Origin of the sequence: Rhizobium sp. Nf11,1, from assembly GCF_050587665.1 — a bacterium.
In the GTDB taxonomy this organism is placed as follows: Bacteria; Pseudomonadota; Alphaproteobacteria; order Rhizobiales; family Rhizobiaceae; genus Rhizobium.
The window spans coordinates 226,248-243,773 of sequence record NZ_JBOBHU010000001.1 but is presented as its reverse complement, the minus strand read 5'-3'; the positions used below and the strand labels follow the sequence as shown (position 1 = coordinate 243,773).

At 60.4% G+C, this 17,526-nt stretch carries 6 protein-coding genes and 1 tRNA gene; 3 read left to right on the top strand and 4 right to left on the bottom strand.

The genetic code is table 11. The features are described from left to right. Window positions 1–89: 89 nt before the first annotated feature. A complete protein-coding gene (locus ACQ7C1_RS01170; RefSeq protein ID WP_430957004.1) occupies window positions 90–998 on the top strand; it encodes a nucleotidyltransferase and HEPN domain-containing protein in 909 nt (302 codons plus the stop codon). A gap of 237 nt (window positions 999–1,235) precedes the next feature. Here the strand turns inward: ACQ7C1_RS01170 and ACQ7C1_RS01165 are convergent, their stop codons facing one another. The 3 genes from ACQ7C1_RS01165 to ACQ7C1_RS01155 all read right to left on the bottom strand — a co-directional run bounded on the left by ACQ7C1_RS01165 (window position 1,236) and on the right by ACQ7C1_RS01155 (window position 9,044). Then, a complete protein-coding gene (locus ACQ7C1_RS01165; RefSeq protein ID WP_430957003.1) occupies window positions 1,236–7,754 on the bottom strand; it encodes a M10 family metallopeptidase C-terminal domain-containing protein in 6,519 nt (2,172 codons plus the stop codon). 633 nt (window positions 7,755–8,387) lie between these two features. Beyond that, a tRNA-His gene (locus ACQ7C1_RS01160) sits at window positions 8,388–8,464 on the bottom strand. Between the two features lie 130 nt (window positions 8,465–8,594). Next, complete coding sequence (locus ACQ7C1_RS01155) at window positions 8,595–9,044, bottom strand: phasin (RefSeq protein ID WP_430957002.1); 450 nt, start codon at window positions 9,042–9,044, stop codon at window positions 8,595–8,597. Between the two features lie 213 nt (window positions 9,045–9,257). Between ACQ7C1_RS01155 and ACQ7C1_RS01150 the strand changes: the two genes are divergently transcribed. Beyond that, on the top strand, window positions 9,258–13,034 hold the full coding sequence (locus ACQ7C1_RS01150; protein ID WP_430957001.1) for an ATP-binding protein: 3,777 nt from the start codon (window positions 9,258–9,260) through the stop codon (window positions 13,032–13,034). Between the two features lie 258 nt (window positions 13,035–13,292). On the opposite strand, the gene ACQ7C1_RS01145 is transcribed toward ACQ7C1_RS01150, so the two are convergent. Then, entirely contained in the window at window positions 13,293–15,245 is a 1,953-nt protein-coding gene (locus tag ACQ7C1_RS01145; protein ID WP_430957000.1) for an acetoacetate--CoA ligase, read from the bottom strand. 244 nt (window positions 15,246–15,489) lie between these two features. On the opposite strand from ACQ7C1_RS01145, the gene ACQ7C1_RS01140 reads away from it, so the two are divergent. Beyond that, window positions 15,490–17,382, top strand: a complete 1,893-nt coding sequence (locus ACQ7C1_RS01140) for an AsmA family protein (RefSeq protein WP_430956999.1) — start codon at window positions 15,490–15,492, stop codon at window positions 17,380–17,382. The last annotated feature ends 144 nt before the right edge of the window (window positions 17,383–17,526 follow it).

Sequence of the window (17,526 nt, the reverse complement as noted above, 5' to 3'; positions counted from 1 at the left end):
GAAAAGCGCTTTAGGAACCCAGGCAAACGGGCTTGGCCGTGCCGAATTTGTCGTAGACGGTGCAGGATCTTTCGCCTATCGATGGTGCAATGAAGTCGTCCCTCAACCATATGCCGCTCCGGAAACAACGCGAGATTGGCCGCGTCCTGGAGATCCTCCACGAGGAATTCGAGGATGCACTCAAAGACGGCACGGCGGAATTCAAGAAGCGCGGCCGGATCTTAAAGATCATCCTGTTCGGCTCCTACGCCAAGGGCGGCTGGGTGGATGAGCCTTTCACGATGAAGGGTTATCGTTCGGATTTCGATCTCCTCATCATCGTCAACAACCGTAAGCTCTGTGAGTTCGCCGAGTACTGGCACAAGGCCGCCGACCGGCTGATCCACGACAAGGCGATCGAAACGCCGGTAAGCTTCATTGTCCATTCTAGGCGTGAGGTGAACGCCTATCTCAGGGAAGGACAGTATTTCTTCTCCGACATTCGCAAGGAAGGCATCGTTCTCTATGAACTCGATGATGAGCCGCTTGCAGAGCCCATGCCATTCTCACCAGCCGACCGCATTCGGGTCGCAAAAGAACATTTTCAGGAACGACTGGAGGCAACGCAGGAGTTTTTTGAGTTGGCAGAGCATGCTCGCGTCAAACATTACAAGAAGCGAGCTGCATTCCTCTTTCATCAAGCCTTAGAGCAGGCTTACTCCTGTGTGCTGCTGACGCTCACCAATTATGGTCCACCGTCTCACAACATCAAATTCCTGCGCTCGCTCGCCGAGGAACAGGACCGACGGCTGGCCGAGGCATTTCCGCGCGATCAGCATCGGGAACGGGCCTGGTTCAATACGCTGAACGAGGCATATGTGAAGGCGCGATACTCGAAGCATTTCGAGATCAGCAAGGAGGCCCTCGGATGGCTCGCAAAACAAACCGCTTTATTGCTTGATCTCGTCAAGACAATTTGCTCCGAGCACCTCGCGAAGCTTCAGCGGCACTCGCAATGATGTCCCGTAAATTCGGTCGTCGCTACCAGATTTGCCGAGGCGAATGCGGACATTCTAGTGTCGGTCAGCTTCAACATGAATCCAAGAGGATTCCTTTTCAGCTTCGCTTGTGATTCAACATCATTGCTGGTGGGAGGCCAGCAATGATGGCGCGACCTCTTTCCGTGGATTTGCGCAAGCGCATTGCTGACGCTTGCCGAGGGATGCCGGTGCGGGCGGCCGAAGCCCGAACAGCCGTCAAGCAAACAAGAAGTCCCACGACTGCAGGCTTGAAAGAGCGACATTCCTTAACGTTATGGTGTTGTCGGAATCTGCCATGATAATTGTATCACTTCCGGACTGCTCGGTTGCGGCAAATAGCGATTCCCAATCGGCGAATATGTTTTGATCGATCGAGATCGCGTCATGTGCGGGGCCGGTTGCCACGAAATTTGTGATCGTATCGTGGCCCCAGATCGACGAATAAACGAAGACGTCGGCTGCCGCTCCGCCAGTGAGGGTATCGTTGCCGGCGCCACCGGTCAGCGTATTAGAACCACTACCACCGACGATAACATTGTTCAGCGCATTGCCTGTTCCGGCAAACGGCCCCGTTCCGATAAATGTGAGGTTCTCGACATCGCTGCCAAGCGTATAGCTTGCCAGTGTCGTGCGGACTATATCGGTCCCTGCGTCGGCGGCTTCGATGACGATGTCGCCGGCATTGTCGACGATGTAGGTGTCGTTGCCAGCTCCGCCGATCAAGGTGTCCGCACCTGCCCCGCCATTCAGCGTGTCGTTGCCGGCGCCGCCGGTGATCGTATTATCAAGCGCGTTGCCGGCGCCGCTGAAGTTCGCGGATCCGGTATAGGTCAGGTTCTCGACATTGTTGCCGAGCGTATAGCCGGCAAGCGCCGTCTGGACCGTGTCCGTCCCTTCGTTCACATTCTCGATCACGATGTCAGTCGCAATGTCGACCACATAGATGTCGTCGCCAATCCCGCCCAACATCTTGTCGGCACCGCGCCCCCCGATCAGTGTGTCGTTGCCCGCAGCCCCCATGAGCTTGTCAGCGCCATCACCACCTATGATAACGTTGTCGAGCAGATTCCCTGCCCCGGTAAAGGCTGCCTTTCCGAGGTAGGTGAGGTTCTCGACATTGGCCGCCAATGTGTGGGCACTCAAGGTCGTGCGAACCGTGTCGATTCCCTCATTGGCAACTTCGGTGACGAGGTCGCCGGCATTGTCGACGATATAGATGTCGTCGCCAGCACCACCGATCAAGCGATCGGCCCCGGCCCCACCATTCAGCGTATCGTTGCCGGCGCCGCCCGAAAGCGTATCGATGCCAGCGCCGCCCGTGATCACGTTGTCGAGATCATTGCCTGTTCCGGTAAAGGCTGCCGTGCCGATATAGGTGAGGTTCTCGACATCACTGCCAAGCGTATAGCTTGTCAAAGTCGTGCGAACCGTGTCGGTTCCCGCGTCGGCATCTTCGGTGACAATGTCGCCGACATGATCGACGATGTAAGTGTCGTCGCCCGCACCGCCGATCAGGGTATCCGCACTGCCCCCGCCATTCAGCATGTCATTGCCGGCGCCGCCGGTGATCGTGTTGGCGAGCGCGTTGCCGGTGCCGGTGAAGTTGGCGGATCCCGTATAGGTCAAGTTCTCGACATTGACCAATGCGGCGATCGAATAGGCGGCAAGCGCCGTGCGGATTTCGTCGGTGCCGGCGCCGACCGCCTCGTTGACGACGTCGCTGGCACTGTCGACCACATAGATGTCGTTGCCGGCACCACCATTCAGCGTGTCGTTGCCGGCGCCGCCGTCCAGCGTGTCGTTGCCGGCGCCGCCGATGATCGTATTGGCGAGCGCATTGCCGGTGCCGGTGAAGCTGCCGGATCCCGTATAGAGCAGGTTCTCGACATTGTTGGCGAGCGTATAGGTTGAAAGCGCCGTCTTGATCAGATCGGTTCCTGCATTCAGCCCTTCGGTGACCACGTCGCCAACGTCATCGACAATATAGGTGTCGTTGCCGGCACCGCCGATCAAACTATCCGCACCGACCTTCCCGTCCAGGGTATCGGCACCCGCCCCGCCCAGAATGGTGTTGGCAAGATCATTGCCCGTTCCGGCAAAGGCTGCCGTGCCGATATAGGTGAGGTTCTCGACATCGCTGCCAAGCGTATAGCTTGTCAAAGTCGTGCGAACCGTGTCGGTTCCCGCGTCGGCATCTTCGGTGACAATGTCGCCGACATGGTCGACGATGTAAGTGTCGTCGCCCGCACCGCCGATCAAGCTGTCCGTACCTGCCCCGCCATTCAGCATGTCATTGCCGGCGCCACCGGTCAGCGTATTAGAACCACTACCACCGACGATAACATTGTTCAGCGCATTGCCTGTTCCGGCAAACGGCCCCGTTCCGATAAATGTGAGGTTCTCGACATCGCTGCCAAGCGTATAGCTTGCCAGTGTCGTGCGGACTATATCGGTCCCTGCGTCGGCGGCTTCGATGACGATGTCGCCGGCATTGTCGACGATGTAGGTGTCGTTGCCAGCTCCGCCGATCAAGGTGTCCGCACCTGCCCCGCCATTCAGCGTGTCGTTGCCGGCGCCGCCGGTGATCGTATTATCAAGCGCGTTGCCGGCGCCGCTGAAGTTCGCGGATCCGGTATAGGTCAGGTTCTCGACATTGTTGCCGAGCGTATAGCCGGCAAGCGCCGTCTGGACCGTGTCCGTCCCTTCGTTCACATTCTCGATCACGATGTCAGTCGCAATGTCGACCACATAGATGTCGTCGCCAATCCCGCCCAACATCTTGTCGGCACCGCGCCCCCCGATCAGTGTGTCGTTGCCCGCAGCCCCCATGAGCTTGTCAGCGCCATCACCACCTATGATAACGTTGTCGAGCAGATTCCCTGCCCCGGTAAAGGCTGCCTTTCCGAGGTAGGTGAGGTTCTCGACATTGGCCGCCAATGTGTGGGCACTCAAGGTCGTGCGAACCGTGTCGATTCCCTCATTGGCAACTTCGGTGACGAGGTCGCCGGCATTGTCGACGATATAGATGTCGTCGCCAGCACCACCGATCAAGCGATCGGCCCCGGCCCCACCATTCAGCGTATCGTTGCCGGCGCCGCCCGAAAGCGTATCGATGCCAGCGCCGCCCGTGATCACGTTGTCGAGATCATTGCCTGTTCCGGTAAAGGCTGCCGTGCCGATATAGGTGAGGTTCTCGACATCACTGCCAAGCGTATAGCTTGTCAAAGTCGTGCGAACCGTGTCGGTTCCCGCGTCGGCATCTTCGGTGACAATGTCGCCGACATGATCGACGATGTAAGTGTCGTCGCCCGCACCGCCGATCAGGGTATCCGCACTGCCCCCGCCATTCAGCATGTCATTGCCGGCGCCGCCGGTGATCGTGTTGGCGAGCGCGTTGCCGGTGCCGGTGAAGTTGGCGGATCCCGTATAGGTCAAGTTCTCGACATTGACCAATGCGGCGATCGAATAGGCGGCAAGCGCCGTGCGGATTTCGTCGGTGCCGGCGCCGACCGCCTCGTTGACGACGTCGCTGGCACTGTCGACCACATAGATGTCGTTGCCGGCACCACCATTCAGCGTGTCGTTGCCGGCGCCGCCGTCCAGCGTGTCGTTGCCGGCGCCGCCGATGATCGTATTGGCGAGCGCATTGCCGGTGCCGGTGAAGCTGCCGGATCCCGTATAGAGCAGGTTCTCGACATTGTTGGCGAGCGTATAGGTTGAAAGCGCCGTCTTGATCAGATCGGTTCCTGCATTCAGCCCTTCGGTGACCACGTCGCCAACGTCATCGACAATATAGGTGTCGTTGCCGGCACCGCCGATCAAACTATCCGCACCGACCTTCCCGTCCAGGGTATCGGCACCCGCCCCGCCCAGAATGGTGTTGGCAAGATCATTGCCCGTTCCGGCAAAGGCTGCCGTGCCGATATAGGTGAGGTTCTCGACATCGCTGCCAAGCGTATAGCTTGTCAAAGTCGTGCGAACCGTGTCGGTTCCCGCGTCGGCATCTTCGGTGACAATGTCGCCGACATGGTCGACGATGTAAGTGTCGTCGCCCGCACCGCCGATCAAGCTGTCCGTACCTGCCCCGCCATTCAGCATGTCATTGCCGGCGCCGCCGGTGATCGTGTTGGCGACCGCGTTGCCGGTGCCGCTGAAGCTGGCCGATCCCGTATAGGTCAGATTCTCGACATTGACCAACGCGGCGATCGAATAAGCTGCAAGCACCGTGCGGATTTCGTCGGTGCCGGCGCCAGCCGCCTCGTTGACGACGTCGCCCGCGCTGTCGACCACATAGATGTCGTCACCGAGGCCGCCTACCAGCGTGTCATTGCCGATGCCGCCGTCAAGCGTGTCGTTGCCGGCGCCGCCGGTGATCGTGTTGACGAGCGCATTTCCGGTCCCGGCGAAATCACCAGTGCCGATGAAGATCAGATTTTCGACATTATTGGTCAAAAGGTAGGAAGTAACCGTCGTCTTGACCAGATCGGCTCCTTCATTCGGTCTTTCAGTGACGAGGTCGCCACCGTTATCGACAAGATAGGTGTCGTTGCCCGTTCCGCCAATCAGTATGTCTGCTCCGGCCCTCCCGTCCAGGGTGTCGGCACCTGCCGCGCCCTTGATCGTGTTGGCAAGGTCATTGCCCGTCCCGGTAAAGGCTGCCGTGCCGCTATAGGTGAGATTGTCGACATTGGCGGCCAGAGTGTAGCTTGCCAGCGCCGTTTGCACCGTATCGATGCCCTCATCGGCGTTTTCGGTAACGACGTCGGACGCGTTGTCCACGATGTAAGTGTCGTTGCCCGTCCCGCCGATCAGCGTGTCGGCGCCGGCGCCGCCGTTCAGCGTGTCATCGCCGCCACCGCCCGACAAATTATCGATGGCCGCACCGCCGGTGATTATGTTGTTGAGGTTGTTGCCAGTGCCGGCAAATGCACCCGAGCCGATTTTGGTGAGGTTCTCAACGTTGCCGCTCAGTGTGTAGCTCGCCGCATACGTCTGAACTGTGTCTATGCCCTCGTCGGCGTTTTCAATGATAGTGTCGCCGGCATCGTAAACGACATAAATATCGTTGCCGGTCCCACCGGCAAGCGAGTCATTTCCCCATGTACCATCCAGGGTATCGTTGCCTGCCCCACCGGAGAGCGTATCGTCGCCTAACCCACCAGTGATTACATTGTCGAGACTATTACCGACACCGGTAAAATTGGCGTTACCTACGAAGGATAGGTTCTCGACATTGGCAATGTCCGCCAGCGAATAAGCCGCAAGATCGGTCCGGATCTTGTCAGTGCCGCCGTCGGCCGCCTCGACGACGACATCACCGAGACTATCGACCTCATAGGTGTCGTCGCCCGCACCACCGATCAGCGTGTCGTCGCCGACCTCCCCATCAAGCCAATCAGATCCCGTCCCGCCGGTGATCACATTGGCCGCCGCATTGCCGTGACCGACGAACGTGGTGGTGCCGGTGTAGGTCAGATTTTCGACGTTGGCGCTGAGTGTATAAGAAAGCGTCGTCCGGACGGTGTCCGTCCCCTCATTGGCATTCTCAATCACGGTGTCACCGGCATTGTCGACAATGTAGACGTCGTCGCCCACTCCGCCCGACAGCTTGTCGATTCCGGTCCCGCCGTCGAGCGTATCATTACCGGAATCGCCGGTCAGGGTATCATTTCCGGCGTTGCCCCAGAGCGTATTGTCCGCCTCGTTGCCCATAACCGTATCGTTGCCGGAGCCGGCCTTAACGTTCTCGATCAATGATGCAACATTGTCTTGATAAAGAAGGGCGTTGAAAATGTTACCGCGGGCATAACCATTATTCGGACCTCCTCCCAGGTCGGCCAACTGGTCCTGGGAAAAGACCGAGTATCCCCCTGCTCGCAAGTCGATCTTGAGGGCGGTCGTATAAGCGCTCAAATCATAGGTATCGATACCGCCGCCGTCCCAGATTGTCGCGAAGATGCGGTTGGCAGCAGGCGTGATCGCCGCAACGCCGTTGACATAGGTGATGCCCTGGTTCGGATTCCACTTATAGACGGTATCGCCACTGTTCGTCGTGTAGTCCGCACCATACATTTCCTGCAGGGCGGCGATGTCGAGCATCATGAAAGTTTGCGGCGCGCCATCATGCTCATACTTGTACCCACTCAAACTGTCCCCGACATATGTGTGGTAGGTCATGATCGTATATTCGAGCGAGTCGTAGGCGTTCGGAACGACCGTCGGATTCGTAACTTCCGATTCATGAGCATGTTTCAGCCCGAGAGCGTGACCCAGCTCGTGCGCTAAGGTATGGCCTGCATAATTGCCGAACCTCGGAAAGCGAAGATCATCTTCGGTGCCAGCATATTCCGTCCCGAACCAGACATCGCCTGCCGGCTCGCCGGCATCCGGAGTATACGCCCATGCCGTCGGAGGCAGCCACGATTGAGCGAACCGCACCGTTGCGGTATCCGCGCTTCCGGCCTCAAAGTTGGCGTTTGTGAACCCCTCTACGGAGAAGCCGTCGTTTGCCGCGCTCCCATAGGATTGCTCCATAAAGAACAAGGCGAGAGACTTCTGCTGCGACGAAATTGGAGAAAAAGAATAGTCTTTCTCTCCGTTATAGTCATACGATGACGAGGTCGTGGGAAACGCATAGGTTATCGTTCCGTTCCAGGCAGTGCCGCTGAAGAGCCCGTCAACTTTCTGATCCCCAGTCGAAAAGACGCTCTTCGTCGAAGTAATGAGGTCCGTCATAAAATCCCCGTTTGCCTATTCCATCCGGCCGCGCCTAATGCCGATTTCCCTCTGCTGCATTTGAAGAGGAAATTCAACTAAAAGCTTTATTTCTGTTCGAGAAGGTTTTTGATCTTGGCGATAGCGCTTATGAAGCGCTTCCTCCGCAACCTCTAACAATGGCTAGAAGACATATTTCCAAGATCCTGCGCTTTCCCCGTCCGAACCTTCGAATTGCTGGCATGCGGCCCTTAAGTTGACGTTACGGTCATCTGCTGAAATTTAGTAAGTCTCCAGGCTTGCCCAGGCCGGCTTCGGCTCGCATCTTCCGCAATTTTGCTTGCGTGGGCGTATCGTTCTGGATCGAGTGGCGGATTGTCCCAATGCGAACCTCACTGCTGCTGCGCGCAGATGTAGCTCACCCAGCGGTATGGCACCATAAGAATGGGTTGTGCTTCTCAAATGTTCGAGTTGATGTGGTAAATAAGCAGCAAATTCGCCGTCGGAAGCGTAGGCTCTCTTAAGCGCCGCTCATTTTGCCTTCGGGATGTTGCTATTTGGTCAGGAGACGCGCCTCGTCTGCCATTCCACACGTGAAAGCCCACGCTTATTGGCAAGGCACGCCAGCCTCTGTACCGACGATTTTCGGGGAGATGGTACGGTTGAGTGGGGTCGAACCACTGACCTCAGGTGCCACAAACCTGCGCTCTAACCAACTGAGCTACAACCGCATAAATCACGCTTGGCGCGATGGGGGTCACATACGAGGACTTGACGGTGAATTCAAGCCCCATTCCTCGTCAATATACAAAAAGGCTGGACGCGAGGTCCAGCCTTTTGTTTCCGATCGGCAAAGAACGATCAGGCAACCTTGAAGGATGCCATAGCCTTTTCGGCCGCGTCCTTGGAGGGCTTTGCGAGCTTTTCGGCGACCTGCTTGGTGGTTTCCTGCATCGACTTCGCCTGATCGACGGCGAGTTCGGCCTGCTTGCGCAGGAACGAGGTCTGCAGCTCAACGAATTCGGCGACGGACTTGACGCCGAGCAGTGCTTCCATGTGCGAGAGCGAGGTTTCGGCGTTGACGCGCAGAACGTCGACCGCCTTCAGGCCGATCTCGACCGTGCCGGCCTGTGCCGTCTGGACGGTGGCTTCGAGCGTCTTACCGGCTTCTTCGCCAGCGCTCTTCAGCTTGGCGTAGGCATCTTTCGACTGCTGGGCGCCCTTTTCAGCGAATTCGCGGAAGGATTCAGCCAGCTTGGAGGGGTCGAAAGAAGCGATTGAAAAAACGTCATCGGTCTTTATGGTAGCCATGGGTCGCATTCCTTTGGGCTAAGGCAGTTGCTGCCTGTGATCATCGAATGACGTCTATATAAAACATCTAATTGTGCATTGCAACATAAATTGTGCAACGCACAAGTCGTTAACCCTTTCGCCCGAAAGCACCCCGCTGTTCTGGACCGGCATGCGACCTGCAGTTATTAATAAGCCGTTAATTTAGAAGGCCGACAGCGACAAGGTTCGATCATGCCCGCAGTCCAGTATCCGTTCATCGATATCGCCGTGCATGCGCGGGTGCGGGAGCGCTTTTCGCGCGGCGAAGCCATGGTGCTGTTTTCATCAGATCTTGCCCGCCTGCTCTGGGCAAACGGTGCAGGTGCGGAGCTTTTCGGCCATTCGGCGATCTACGACCTGCTCGATCAGGGCGTCGATCGCACCGACATCACCTTTCGGCAGCTGGAAACGGCGGCGCGTCAGCTCGCCGATATCGGTGACAACAGAAGCCTGATGATCCGCGTCGCCAAGGGCTTTCAGCGCGTGCAGGTGCAGGCGGCGGCCGAACTGATCCGGCTTACATCAGGCGAGAAGGCCATTCTGTTTTCCGTGCCGGTATCGGCAAGGCCGCTGACGGCTAGCGCTGCGGCGGCCCAGATGTTGCAGGGTCTCGATGATCCCGATACGCACATGGCCGTCATCGGCGCCAATGGCGAAGTCATCGCAGCCTCGCCGGGCTTTGCCTCGCTCGCCATATCAGGCGAGACCGCAAAGGCCTTGATCAACCTTGCCGGCGCGCATCCCGATCGCCTGGTGAAGCGCCCGGTCGCCACCGGCAGGGGCTATCTTCCGGCTGCGGTCGGCAGGCTCAGCGACGAGCCGGCGCTCAATCTGCTCTTTGCCGTGGAAACGGCGATCGGGCATCTCGATCCGGTCGACGCGCCCGTGCTCGACGCAGCCGATGGACCGCCGCAGGCGGCTGACGCGCCGGCGGGGGAAGAAGGCACGTCGTCATCCGAACTTCCTTCGCAAGCGGCGACTGCGGCGACCGGGATCGGCGAGATCGTCGATGCGGTCTCGGGGATCGATGAGATCGAGGAGACGCTGGAGGAGATCACCGACGACCGGGATCAGCCGGCAGAGGCAGCCCTCACATCCGCAGAGGCGGCGGTTGCCGACGAGAATCCAGCCGCAGACGAAGCCCCGGAGAACGAAGACGGCGCGACCGAGGGCCGCATGGATGAGGTCGACGAGCCCGCTGCGACCGCCGACGGCGCGGCGGAAGCGGCCTTGACGGCTGAAACGCCTGCCGAAGCCGGCCAAATGGCCATCGATGAGGCGCTGGAAGCCGCCCGCGAAGAGCCGGCCATCGCAACCACCGCAGCTTTCGACGCGCCCCCTGCCCCGTCGCTTGCGGCCGAGCCCGGTTTCGTCTTCAGGCCGAACAGCCGCGCCACGCGCTTCGTCTGGAAGATCGATGCGGAAGGACGCTTCAACGAGGTCAGCCACGAATTTGCCGAGGCCGTCGGTCCGCACGCATCCGCCATCATCGGCTCCGCCTTCAGCGATATCGCCGCTCTCTTCAATCTCGATCCCGACGGCAAGATTTCCGAGGCGCTTGCGCGTCGCGACACATGGTCGGGCAAGACGATCCTCTGGCCGGTCGAAGGCACCAGCCTCGTCGTTCCGGTCGATCTCGCCGCTCTGCCGACCTATACCCGCAACCGCGACTTCGACGGTTTCCGCGGCTTCGGCGTCGTCCGGCTTTCCGATGCGCAGGAGGATCCGCTGGCGCTCGGCCTGACGCTCGGCCCGGACGGCATCGGCCATGATGCCGCAAGCCTCGGCCTGGCGGCCGACCCCTCTGTCACCGAGTCGGCACACGACATTCACGCCGGGCCCGAAGCGGCCCCGTCGGAACCGATCGCAGCGGACGCGATCGAGGACCACCCGCAGACCGAAGAGACGCCTTTCGAAGCGACCGGAGAAGAGGCCGGCTTCGAGCCGCCCGCCCGGGAGAGCGCCGCCGAAGAGATGCAGGAGGGCGCCAGTGAAGCGCCAGCGGCCGAAGCCGCAGACGAACCCCCGGCGCTTCGCATCGTGGAAACGCCCAATCGCCGTTCGACCGACAAGGTCGTGCAGCTTCACAGCACAGGCGCCGCATTGACGGCCGCCGAACAGGCGAACTTCCGCGAAATCGCCAAGCGCCTGGAAGCCTTCGGCGCCCGCAGGCAAGAGCCTGACGCCCCGCCGGCGGGCACTACCGCTACGGAATCAGCATCCTTCGAAGAAAGAGCGGAAGCCATCACCGGCGAAACGCCCGCCGCCGATACGGCCGACGCCGCTTCGGTCGAGCAGACGGCGCCGCAGGAGGCAATCTTCGAGAACGCGGTCGACCCGCTGCGCGAAGACGCCGCTGAAGAACCCGACGCCATCGCCGAGGACGAGCCGACGGAAGGGCTTGAGGAGACGGTCAGCCAGATTGAGGTTCTCACAAGTTTCATCCCGCCGCGCGTGAAGATGATTGACGGGCTTTCGGCCGGTACGGTCGACCAATTGCCGGTCGCGGTGCTTATCCATGTCGGCGATCAACTGATCCATGCCAATCCCGAATTCATGCGGCTGACGGGTTACCATTCGCTCGACGCGCTGCGTGAGGTCGGCGGTATCGAAGCGCTGCTGCAGCGCCGCGAACTTGAGGAAAAGGCAGCCGGTTCCGGCACCATGATGCTCGTCAAGGCCGACGACACGCTGACGCCGGTGACTGCCCGGCTGCAATCGGTGCGGTGGGAAGATGCCAATGCTCTGATGCTGGCGCTGATGCCGGTGGAAGGCAAGGAAGATGGCCGCGGCGACGGCAACCGCTCCGAAGCGCGTCCCGAGCGGATGGTCGAGAAGGTCGCCAAGCTTCAGGTCGAGGTCGAGGAATTGCGCTCGATCCTCGAAACGGCGACCGACGGTGTCGTCGTCATCGGCACGGAGGGTGACATCCGTTCGATGAACCGGTCGGCAAGCGCGCTCTTCAATTACGACGAGCAGGAGACGCGCGGCAAACCCTTCGTCATGTTGTTTGCCCATGAGAGCCAGAAAGCCGTCCTCGACTATCTGAACGGCCTTTCCGGCCACGGCGTGGCAAGTGTGCTGAACGACGGGCGTGAGGTGATCGGCCGCGAGGCCGGCGGCGGCTTCGTGCCGCTGTTCATGACGATGGGCCGGCTGACCTCCTCGAACGGCTATTGCGCCGTCATCCGCGATATCACGCAGTGGAAACGCACCGAGGACGAGCTGCGCAACGCCAAGGGCGCGGCCGAAACCGCCAACGCCCACAAGACCGATTTCCTCGCGCGCGTCAGTCATGAAATCCGCACGCCGCTCAATGCCATCATCGGCTTTTCCGACATGATGGCCGGCGAGCGCTTCGGTCCGATTGGCCATCCCCGTTATATCGAGTATGCCAACGATATCGGCCGCTCCGGCCGGCACGTCCTCGATATCGTCAATGATCTCCTCGACATTTCGAAAATCGAGGCGGGCGAGATGGATCTTGACTTCGCCGCCGTCGGCCTCAACGAGGCAGTCTCGGAGGCCGTCGCCCTCGTCCAGCCGCAGGCAAACGGCCAGCGCGTCATCATCCGCACGGCGCTGTCGCATTCAGTCCCGGAGGTCGTAGCGGATCTGCGCTCGATCAAGCAGATCGCGCTCAACATCCTGTCGAACGCCATCCGCTTTACCCCGTCTGGCGGACAGATCGTCGTTTCCACCTCCTACGAGGCGAATGGCAGCGTGGTGTTGAGGGTCCGCGATACGGGCATCGGTATGACGCGCGCCGAACTCGACCATGCGATGAAGCCGTTCCGCCAGGTCTCCTCGACCCAGTCACGCCATCGCGGCGACGGCACAGGGCTCGGCCTGCCGCTGACCAAGGCGATGGTGGATGCCAACCGGGCCACATTCTCGATCAATTCGGCGCCGAACGAAGGCACGCTCGTCGAGATCACCTTCCCGTCGCAACGCGTGCTGGCTGGTTGATCTCTATCGACGGGGCGGAGCCGCCGGAACGCTGCACGGGCAAGCAAAAAAGAGGCAGCCCGGAGGCTGCCTTCAAATAGGTGCTGTTCAACAAGAGCTCAGTCGATCAACGTCATGTTTCGTAAGCCCGGAGGCTTCAGGCCGCCTCGTTCATGTGCGGCCCCCAAGTTGTTTCACCTTTGACAAAGGTTTCTTAACGAAAGGTTTCCATGACAGGTCATTGCTGAATGGTGAAAGCTTGTGGTTTACCGTTCCTTATCAGTCCCTCAGTTCGCTCAAATTGGCGAAGAGGTGCAATGCTTCGGGGTTGGCGAGCGCCTCCTGGTTTTTCACGGGCCTGCCGTGAACGACCTCGCGCACCGCAAGCTCGACGATCTTGCCTGACTTGGTGCGGGGAATATCGGCAACTGCGATGATCTTTGCCGGCACGTGCCGCGGCGAGGCGCCGGTGCGAATACGCGTCTTGATCGCCTTGATGAGATCCTCGGTCAGCGTCACACCTGACGCAAGGCGGACGAAGAGGATGACACGGACATCATCATCCCACTCCTGGCCGATGCACAGCGCCTCGGCCACCTCGTCCATCAGTTCCACCTGGTTGTAGATTTCGGCCGTGCCGATGCGCACACCGCCGGGGTTGAGCGTCGCATCCGAACGGCCATGGATGACGAGACCGCCATGCTTGGTCCATTCGGCAAAATCGCCGTGGCACCAGACATTGTCGAACCGGTCGAAATAGGCGGCGCGATATTTGGCGCCATCAGGGTCGTTCCAGAACATGACAGGCATGGAGGGGAAGGCCTTGGTGCAGACGAGTTCGCCCTTCTCGCCGCGCACCGGCTTGCCGTCATCATCCCAGACGTCGACCGCAAGACCGAGGCCCGGCCCCTGGATCTCGCCGCGCCAGACCGGCTGCAGCGGGTTGCCGAGCACGAAACAGGAAACGATGTCGGTGCCGCCCGAGATCGAGGCGAGCTGTACATCTTCCTTGATGCCCTCATAGACGAAGGTGAAACCCTCGGGCGACAGCGGCGAACCGGTGGAGGTCATCAGCCGGAGGCTGGAGAGATCGTGGCTTTTGCGCGGCGTCAACCCGCCCTTGCGCACCGCATCGATATATTTTGCCGAGGTGCCGAAAATCGCGAATCTTTCCGCCTCGGCATAGTCGAACAACACATTGCCGTCAGGTGCAAAGGGCGAGCCGTCGAACAGGCAAAGCGTGGCGCCGCTGGCGAGCCCGCTGACCAGCCAGTTCCACATCATCCAGCCGCAGGTGGTGAAGTAAAAGAGCTTCTCGCCTGCCTCCAGGCCGCAATGCAGCCGGTGCTCCTTGAGATGCTGCAGCAGTGTGCCGCCAGCCGAATGCACGATGCATTTGGGCACCCCGGTCGTGCCTGAGGAAAAGAGGATGTAGAGCGGATGACCGAAAGCAAGCGCCGTGAAGGCGATCTCCTTGGCCTCGTAAGGAGCAATGAAGGCGTCCAGCGTCGAAGCCCCGGGCGTCCTGCCCGCCACCGCCTCGGCATCGCCGGCATAGTGAACGACGATCGTGGGAACACCGAGGCTTTTGGCCACCGCGGCAACCTTCTGGCCTACGTCCTGCAGCTTGCCGGAATACCAATAGGCGTCGCAGGCGATGAACAGCCGGGGGCCGATCTGGCCGAAGCGGTCGAGCACGCCCTGCTCGCCGAAATCGGGAGAGCAGGATGACCAGATGGCGCCGATCGAGGCGGCGGCAAGCATGGCGGCGACGGTCTCGGGCATGTTCGGCATCATAGCGGCAATGCGGTCGCCCTTGCCGATGCCGAGTGCCGCGAAGGCCTGCTGCAGCTTGGAGACCAGTGCGCGCAACCGATCCCACGACCAACGGTCTTCGGCCTTGTCCTCGCCGCGGAAGATGATGGCGTCGGCCTCACCGCGGCCGGGCAGCAGGTTTTCGGCAAAATTCAGCGTCGTGTCGGGAAAGAAGCGAGCGCCGAGCATGCTGTCGCCGTCGACGAGCACTTCTGCGCCGCGCTCTCCCTTCACGCCGCAGAAATCCCAAACCGTCGACCAGAATTTCTCCCGCTCGGCCACCGACCATGCATGCAGATCATCGAAGCCCGAAAGCGAAAGCCCGAACTCGGCGTTACAACGCTCGATGAAGGCGTGGATCGGGCTTTTGGCGACCGCCTCGGCCGAGGGCACCCAAAGTGGCTTATTATCCTGCATTCATTCCTCCTCCCCAATGCCGTCTTTATATCATGCTGCATTGCATTATAAAGTGCACAACTGCCCGGTCCCAAAGCTAAACCGCTGGCATGAACCGGATTCATGGGACGCGGTTCGGCTCTTCGTTTTATGATGTCGTTGTCCCGGAACCGCTGCACGCTTCCGGGCGACATGCATTGGATTTGCATAGGCCTGATATTTCATATATCGGGCGAAACCAGCGCTTGGGTAAGCGGCGGAGATCATGAGTACGTCTAGACATCACAGGTGGCGCAGGAAGATCGGGCCGGTTTCGCGCTGGCTTCCGGCCTTTGCCCGCATGTCGACATTGCTTCTGCTGGTTGCGCTTGCGCTGTTCGTGGCCCTCAGGGTCGCAGCACCCTATCTCATCACGGCCGGTTTCGTGCGCTCCGGCATCGAGGATGCGCTGTCGAAATGGACGGGCTACCATGCCGAAATCAAGGGTAATCCGGTTCTCGAATTCTGGCCGACGCCGCGCATCACGCTGAACCAGGTCACCATCCGCCAGCCGCGCGAAAGCGGCGACAAGCTGCTCGGCAGTATTGAAAGCCTGTCGGCGGATTTCAGCCTCATCGATGCGCTGAGAGGCCGGACGAGTTTCCACGAATTCCATCTGCTGCGGCCCAACCTGGCGCTGACGCGTGACGAGAACGGCCTGATCGACTGGAGTTACGCCGGCCTGCTTGCGCGCGCGATCAGCGGCGTGCGCTACGAAAACGGGGCTGAGATGCTCGATCCCGCTCTCGATGCCGAGATCGGTGCGGTCACCGTCGAGGACGGCACGCTTGCCGTCACCGACCTCAAGAGCGCCAAGACTTACAATTTTGACAGCGTCACGGCCGACGTCGGCTGGCCACAGCTCTCGGGCGCGATCTCGGCTGTCGTGATCGCCCGTATCAACGGCGTGGACCTGAAGGTGGATTTCGCCTCGCGCCAGCCGCTGCTTGCCTTTGCCGGCAAGAGCGCGGAGACGCGGACATCGTTGACGTCAAACCTGCTGACGGCCCATTTTCAAGGGATCGCCAGCATCGCCAGCCTTTCGGCGCTGTCCGGCAATATCGCCGTCAGCATTCCCGATGTGCCGGCGTTTCTGACATGGTCGGGCAGATCGCTCCCCGGCGTCGGCACTCTGAAGAGCGCCTCGCTGGAATCCGACATCATGTCGTCGGGCAGCGGGCTGCGTTTCAACAATCTCAGCCTGTCGCTGAACGAGGCGAGCGCCACTGGCGTGATGGACCTTTCGACCACGGCCGGCAGACCGCCGAAGATCGGAGGCACGCTCGCCTTCGACCAGATGAACCTGAAGCCGTTCCTTGATGCTTTCGCCCTGAGATTGGCGGCCGGTGAGGCGGAGGACATCTCCGCCGGCATCAGCGAACCGCTGCAACTGCTCGACGTCGACGTCAGGCTTTCGGCGCGGCGCGCCGAGATGGGCCGCTTCGAGCTTTCCGATGTCGGCGCCAGCATGATCGTCACGGGCGGCGAGGCGAAATTCGATATCGGCGACAGCGGCTTCGAAGGCGGCGAAATGACGGCGCATCTGGAGGCGACACGGCGTGACTTCGACGGTGGCGGCAAGCTGCAGCTGTCGATCCGCGACGCCGACTTCGCTGGCCTTGCCGAACGTCTGCAGCTCAAAGGGCCGCTGCCGCTTGCGACGGGATCGCTCGATCTCGACCTGCAGTCGTCGAAAGCGATCTGGACGGCCGGTCTTGCCGACGTCACCGGCACACTGCATTTCTGGACAAGGGAGGGCACGATTCCCGGAATCGACGTAGGAGCGCTCAGGACACAGGCGGCCCAAAAGCCGTTCTTTCCGCTGAGTGCCGCAGCGGGCGGCGCTTTCGCCTTCAACCAATTGGACCTTCAAGCCGATTTCGCCAACGGCTCCGCCGAAATCCATGACGCCAACATCGTCGGGCCGACGCAGACGCTGGCGCTTTCCGGCGTGGTCACCTATCAGTCCAACGGGCTGGCGCTTTCCGGTTCGCTGGAGACAACCGATCCGGCCAAGGCAGCCGAGCTGCCGCTTCTGCCGTTCTTCGTCGGCGGCTCATGGCCGAACCCGGTGATCTCGCCGGTTCCACTTCTGAACACCGCGCCCCACGCGCAATAGCCATCGGGACGCCAGATCTGCCGTCGTTTCACAACAAGTTCCATTGAGCAGAGCGAATCGCTATTTGGCGGCAACCCAACGCTGCGGCCCTCTTAAAGGGCGAGCGTACCAGCCTCTCGCCGAGAAAAGGCCTGGCGGTCATCG

What these genes read in the sequence shown, in the direction of transcription:
- ACQ7C1_RS01170 (WP_430957004.1), top strand. Translation starts at nt 90, where the DNA reads ATGAAGTCGTCCCTCAACCATATGCCGCTCCGGAAACAACGCGAGATT.
- ACQ7C1_RS01165 (WP_430957003.1), bottom strand. Translation starts at nt 7,754, where the DNA reads ATGACGGACCTCATTACTTCGACGAAGAGCGTCTTTTCGACTGGGGAT.
- ACQ7C1_RS01155 (WP_430957002.1), bottom strand. Translation starts at nt 9,044, where the DNA reads ATGGCTACCATAAAGACCGATGACGTTTTTTCAATCGCTTCTTTCGAC.
- ACQ7C1_RS01150 (WP_430957001.1), top strand. Translation starts at nt 9,258, where the DNA reads ATGCCCGCAGTCCAGTATCCGTTCATCGATATCGCCGTGCATGCGCGG.
- ACQ7C1_RS01145 (WP_430957000.1), bottom strand. Translation starts at nt 15,245, where the DNA reads ATGCAGGATAATAAGCCACTTTGGGTGCCCTCGGCCGAGGCGGTCGCC.
- ACQ7C1_RS01140 (WP_430956999.1), top strand. Translation starts at nt 15,490, where the DNA reads ATGAGTACGTCTAGACATCACAGGTGGCGCAGGAAGATCGGGCCGGTT.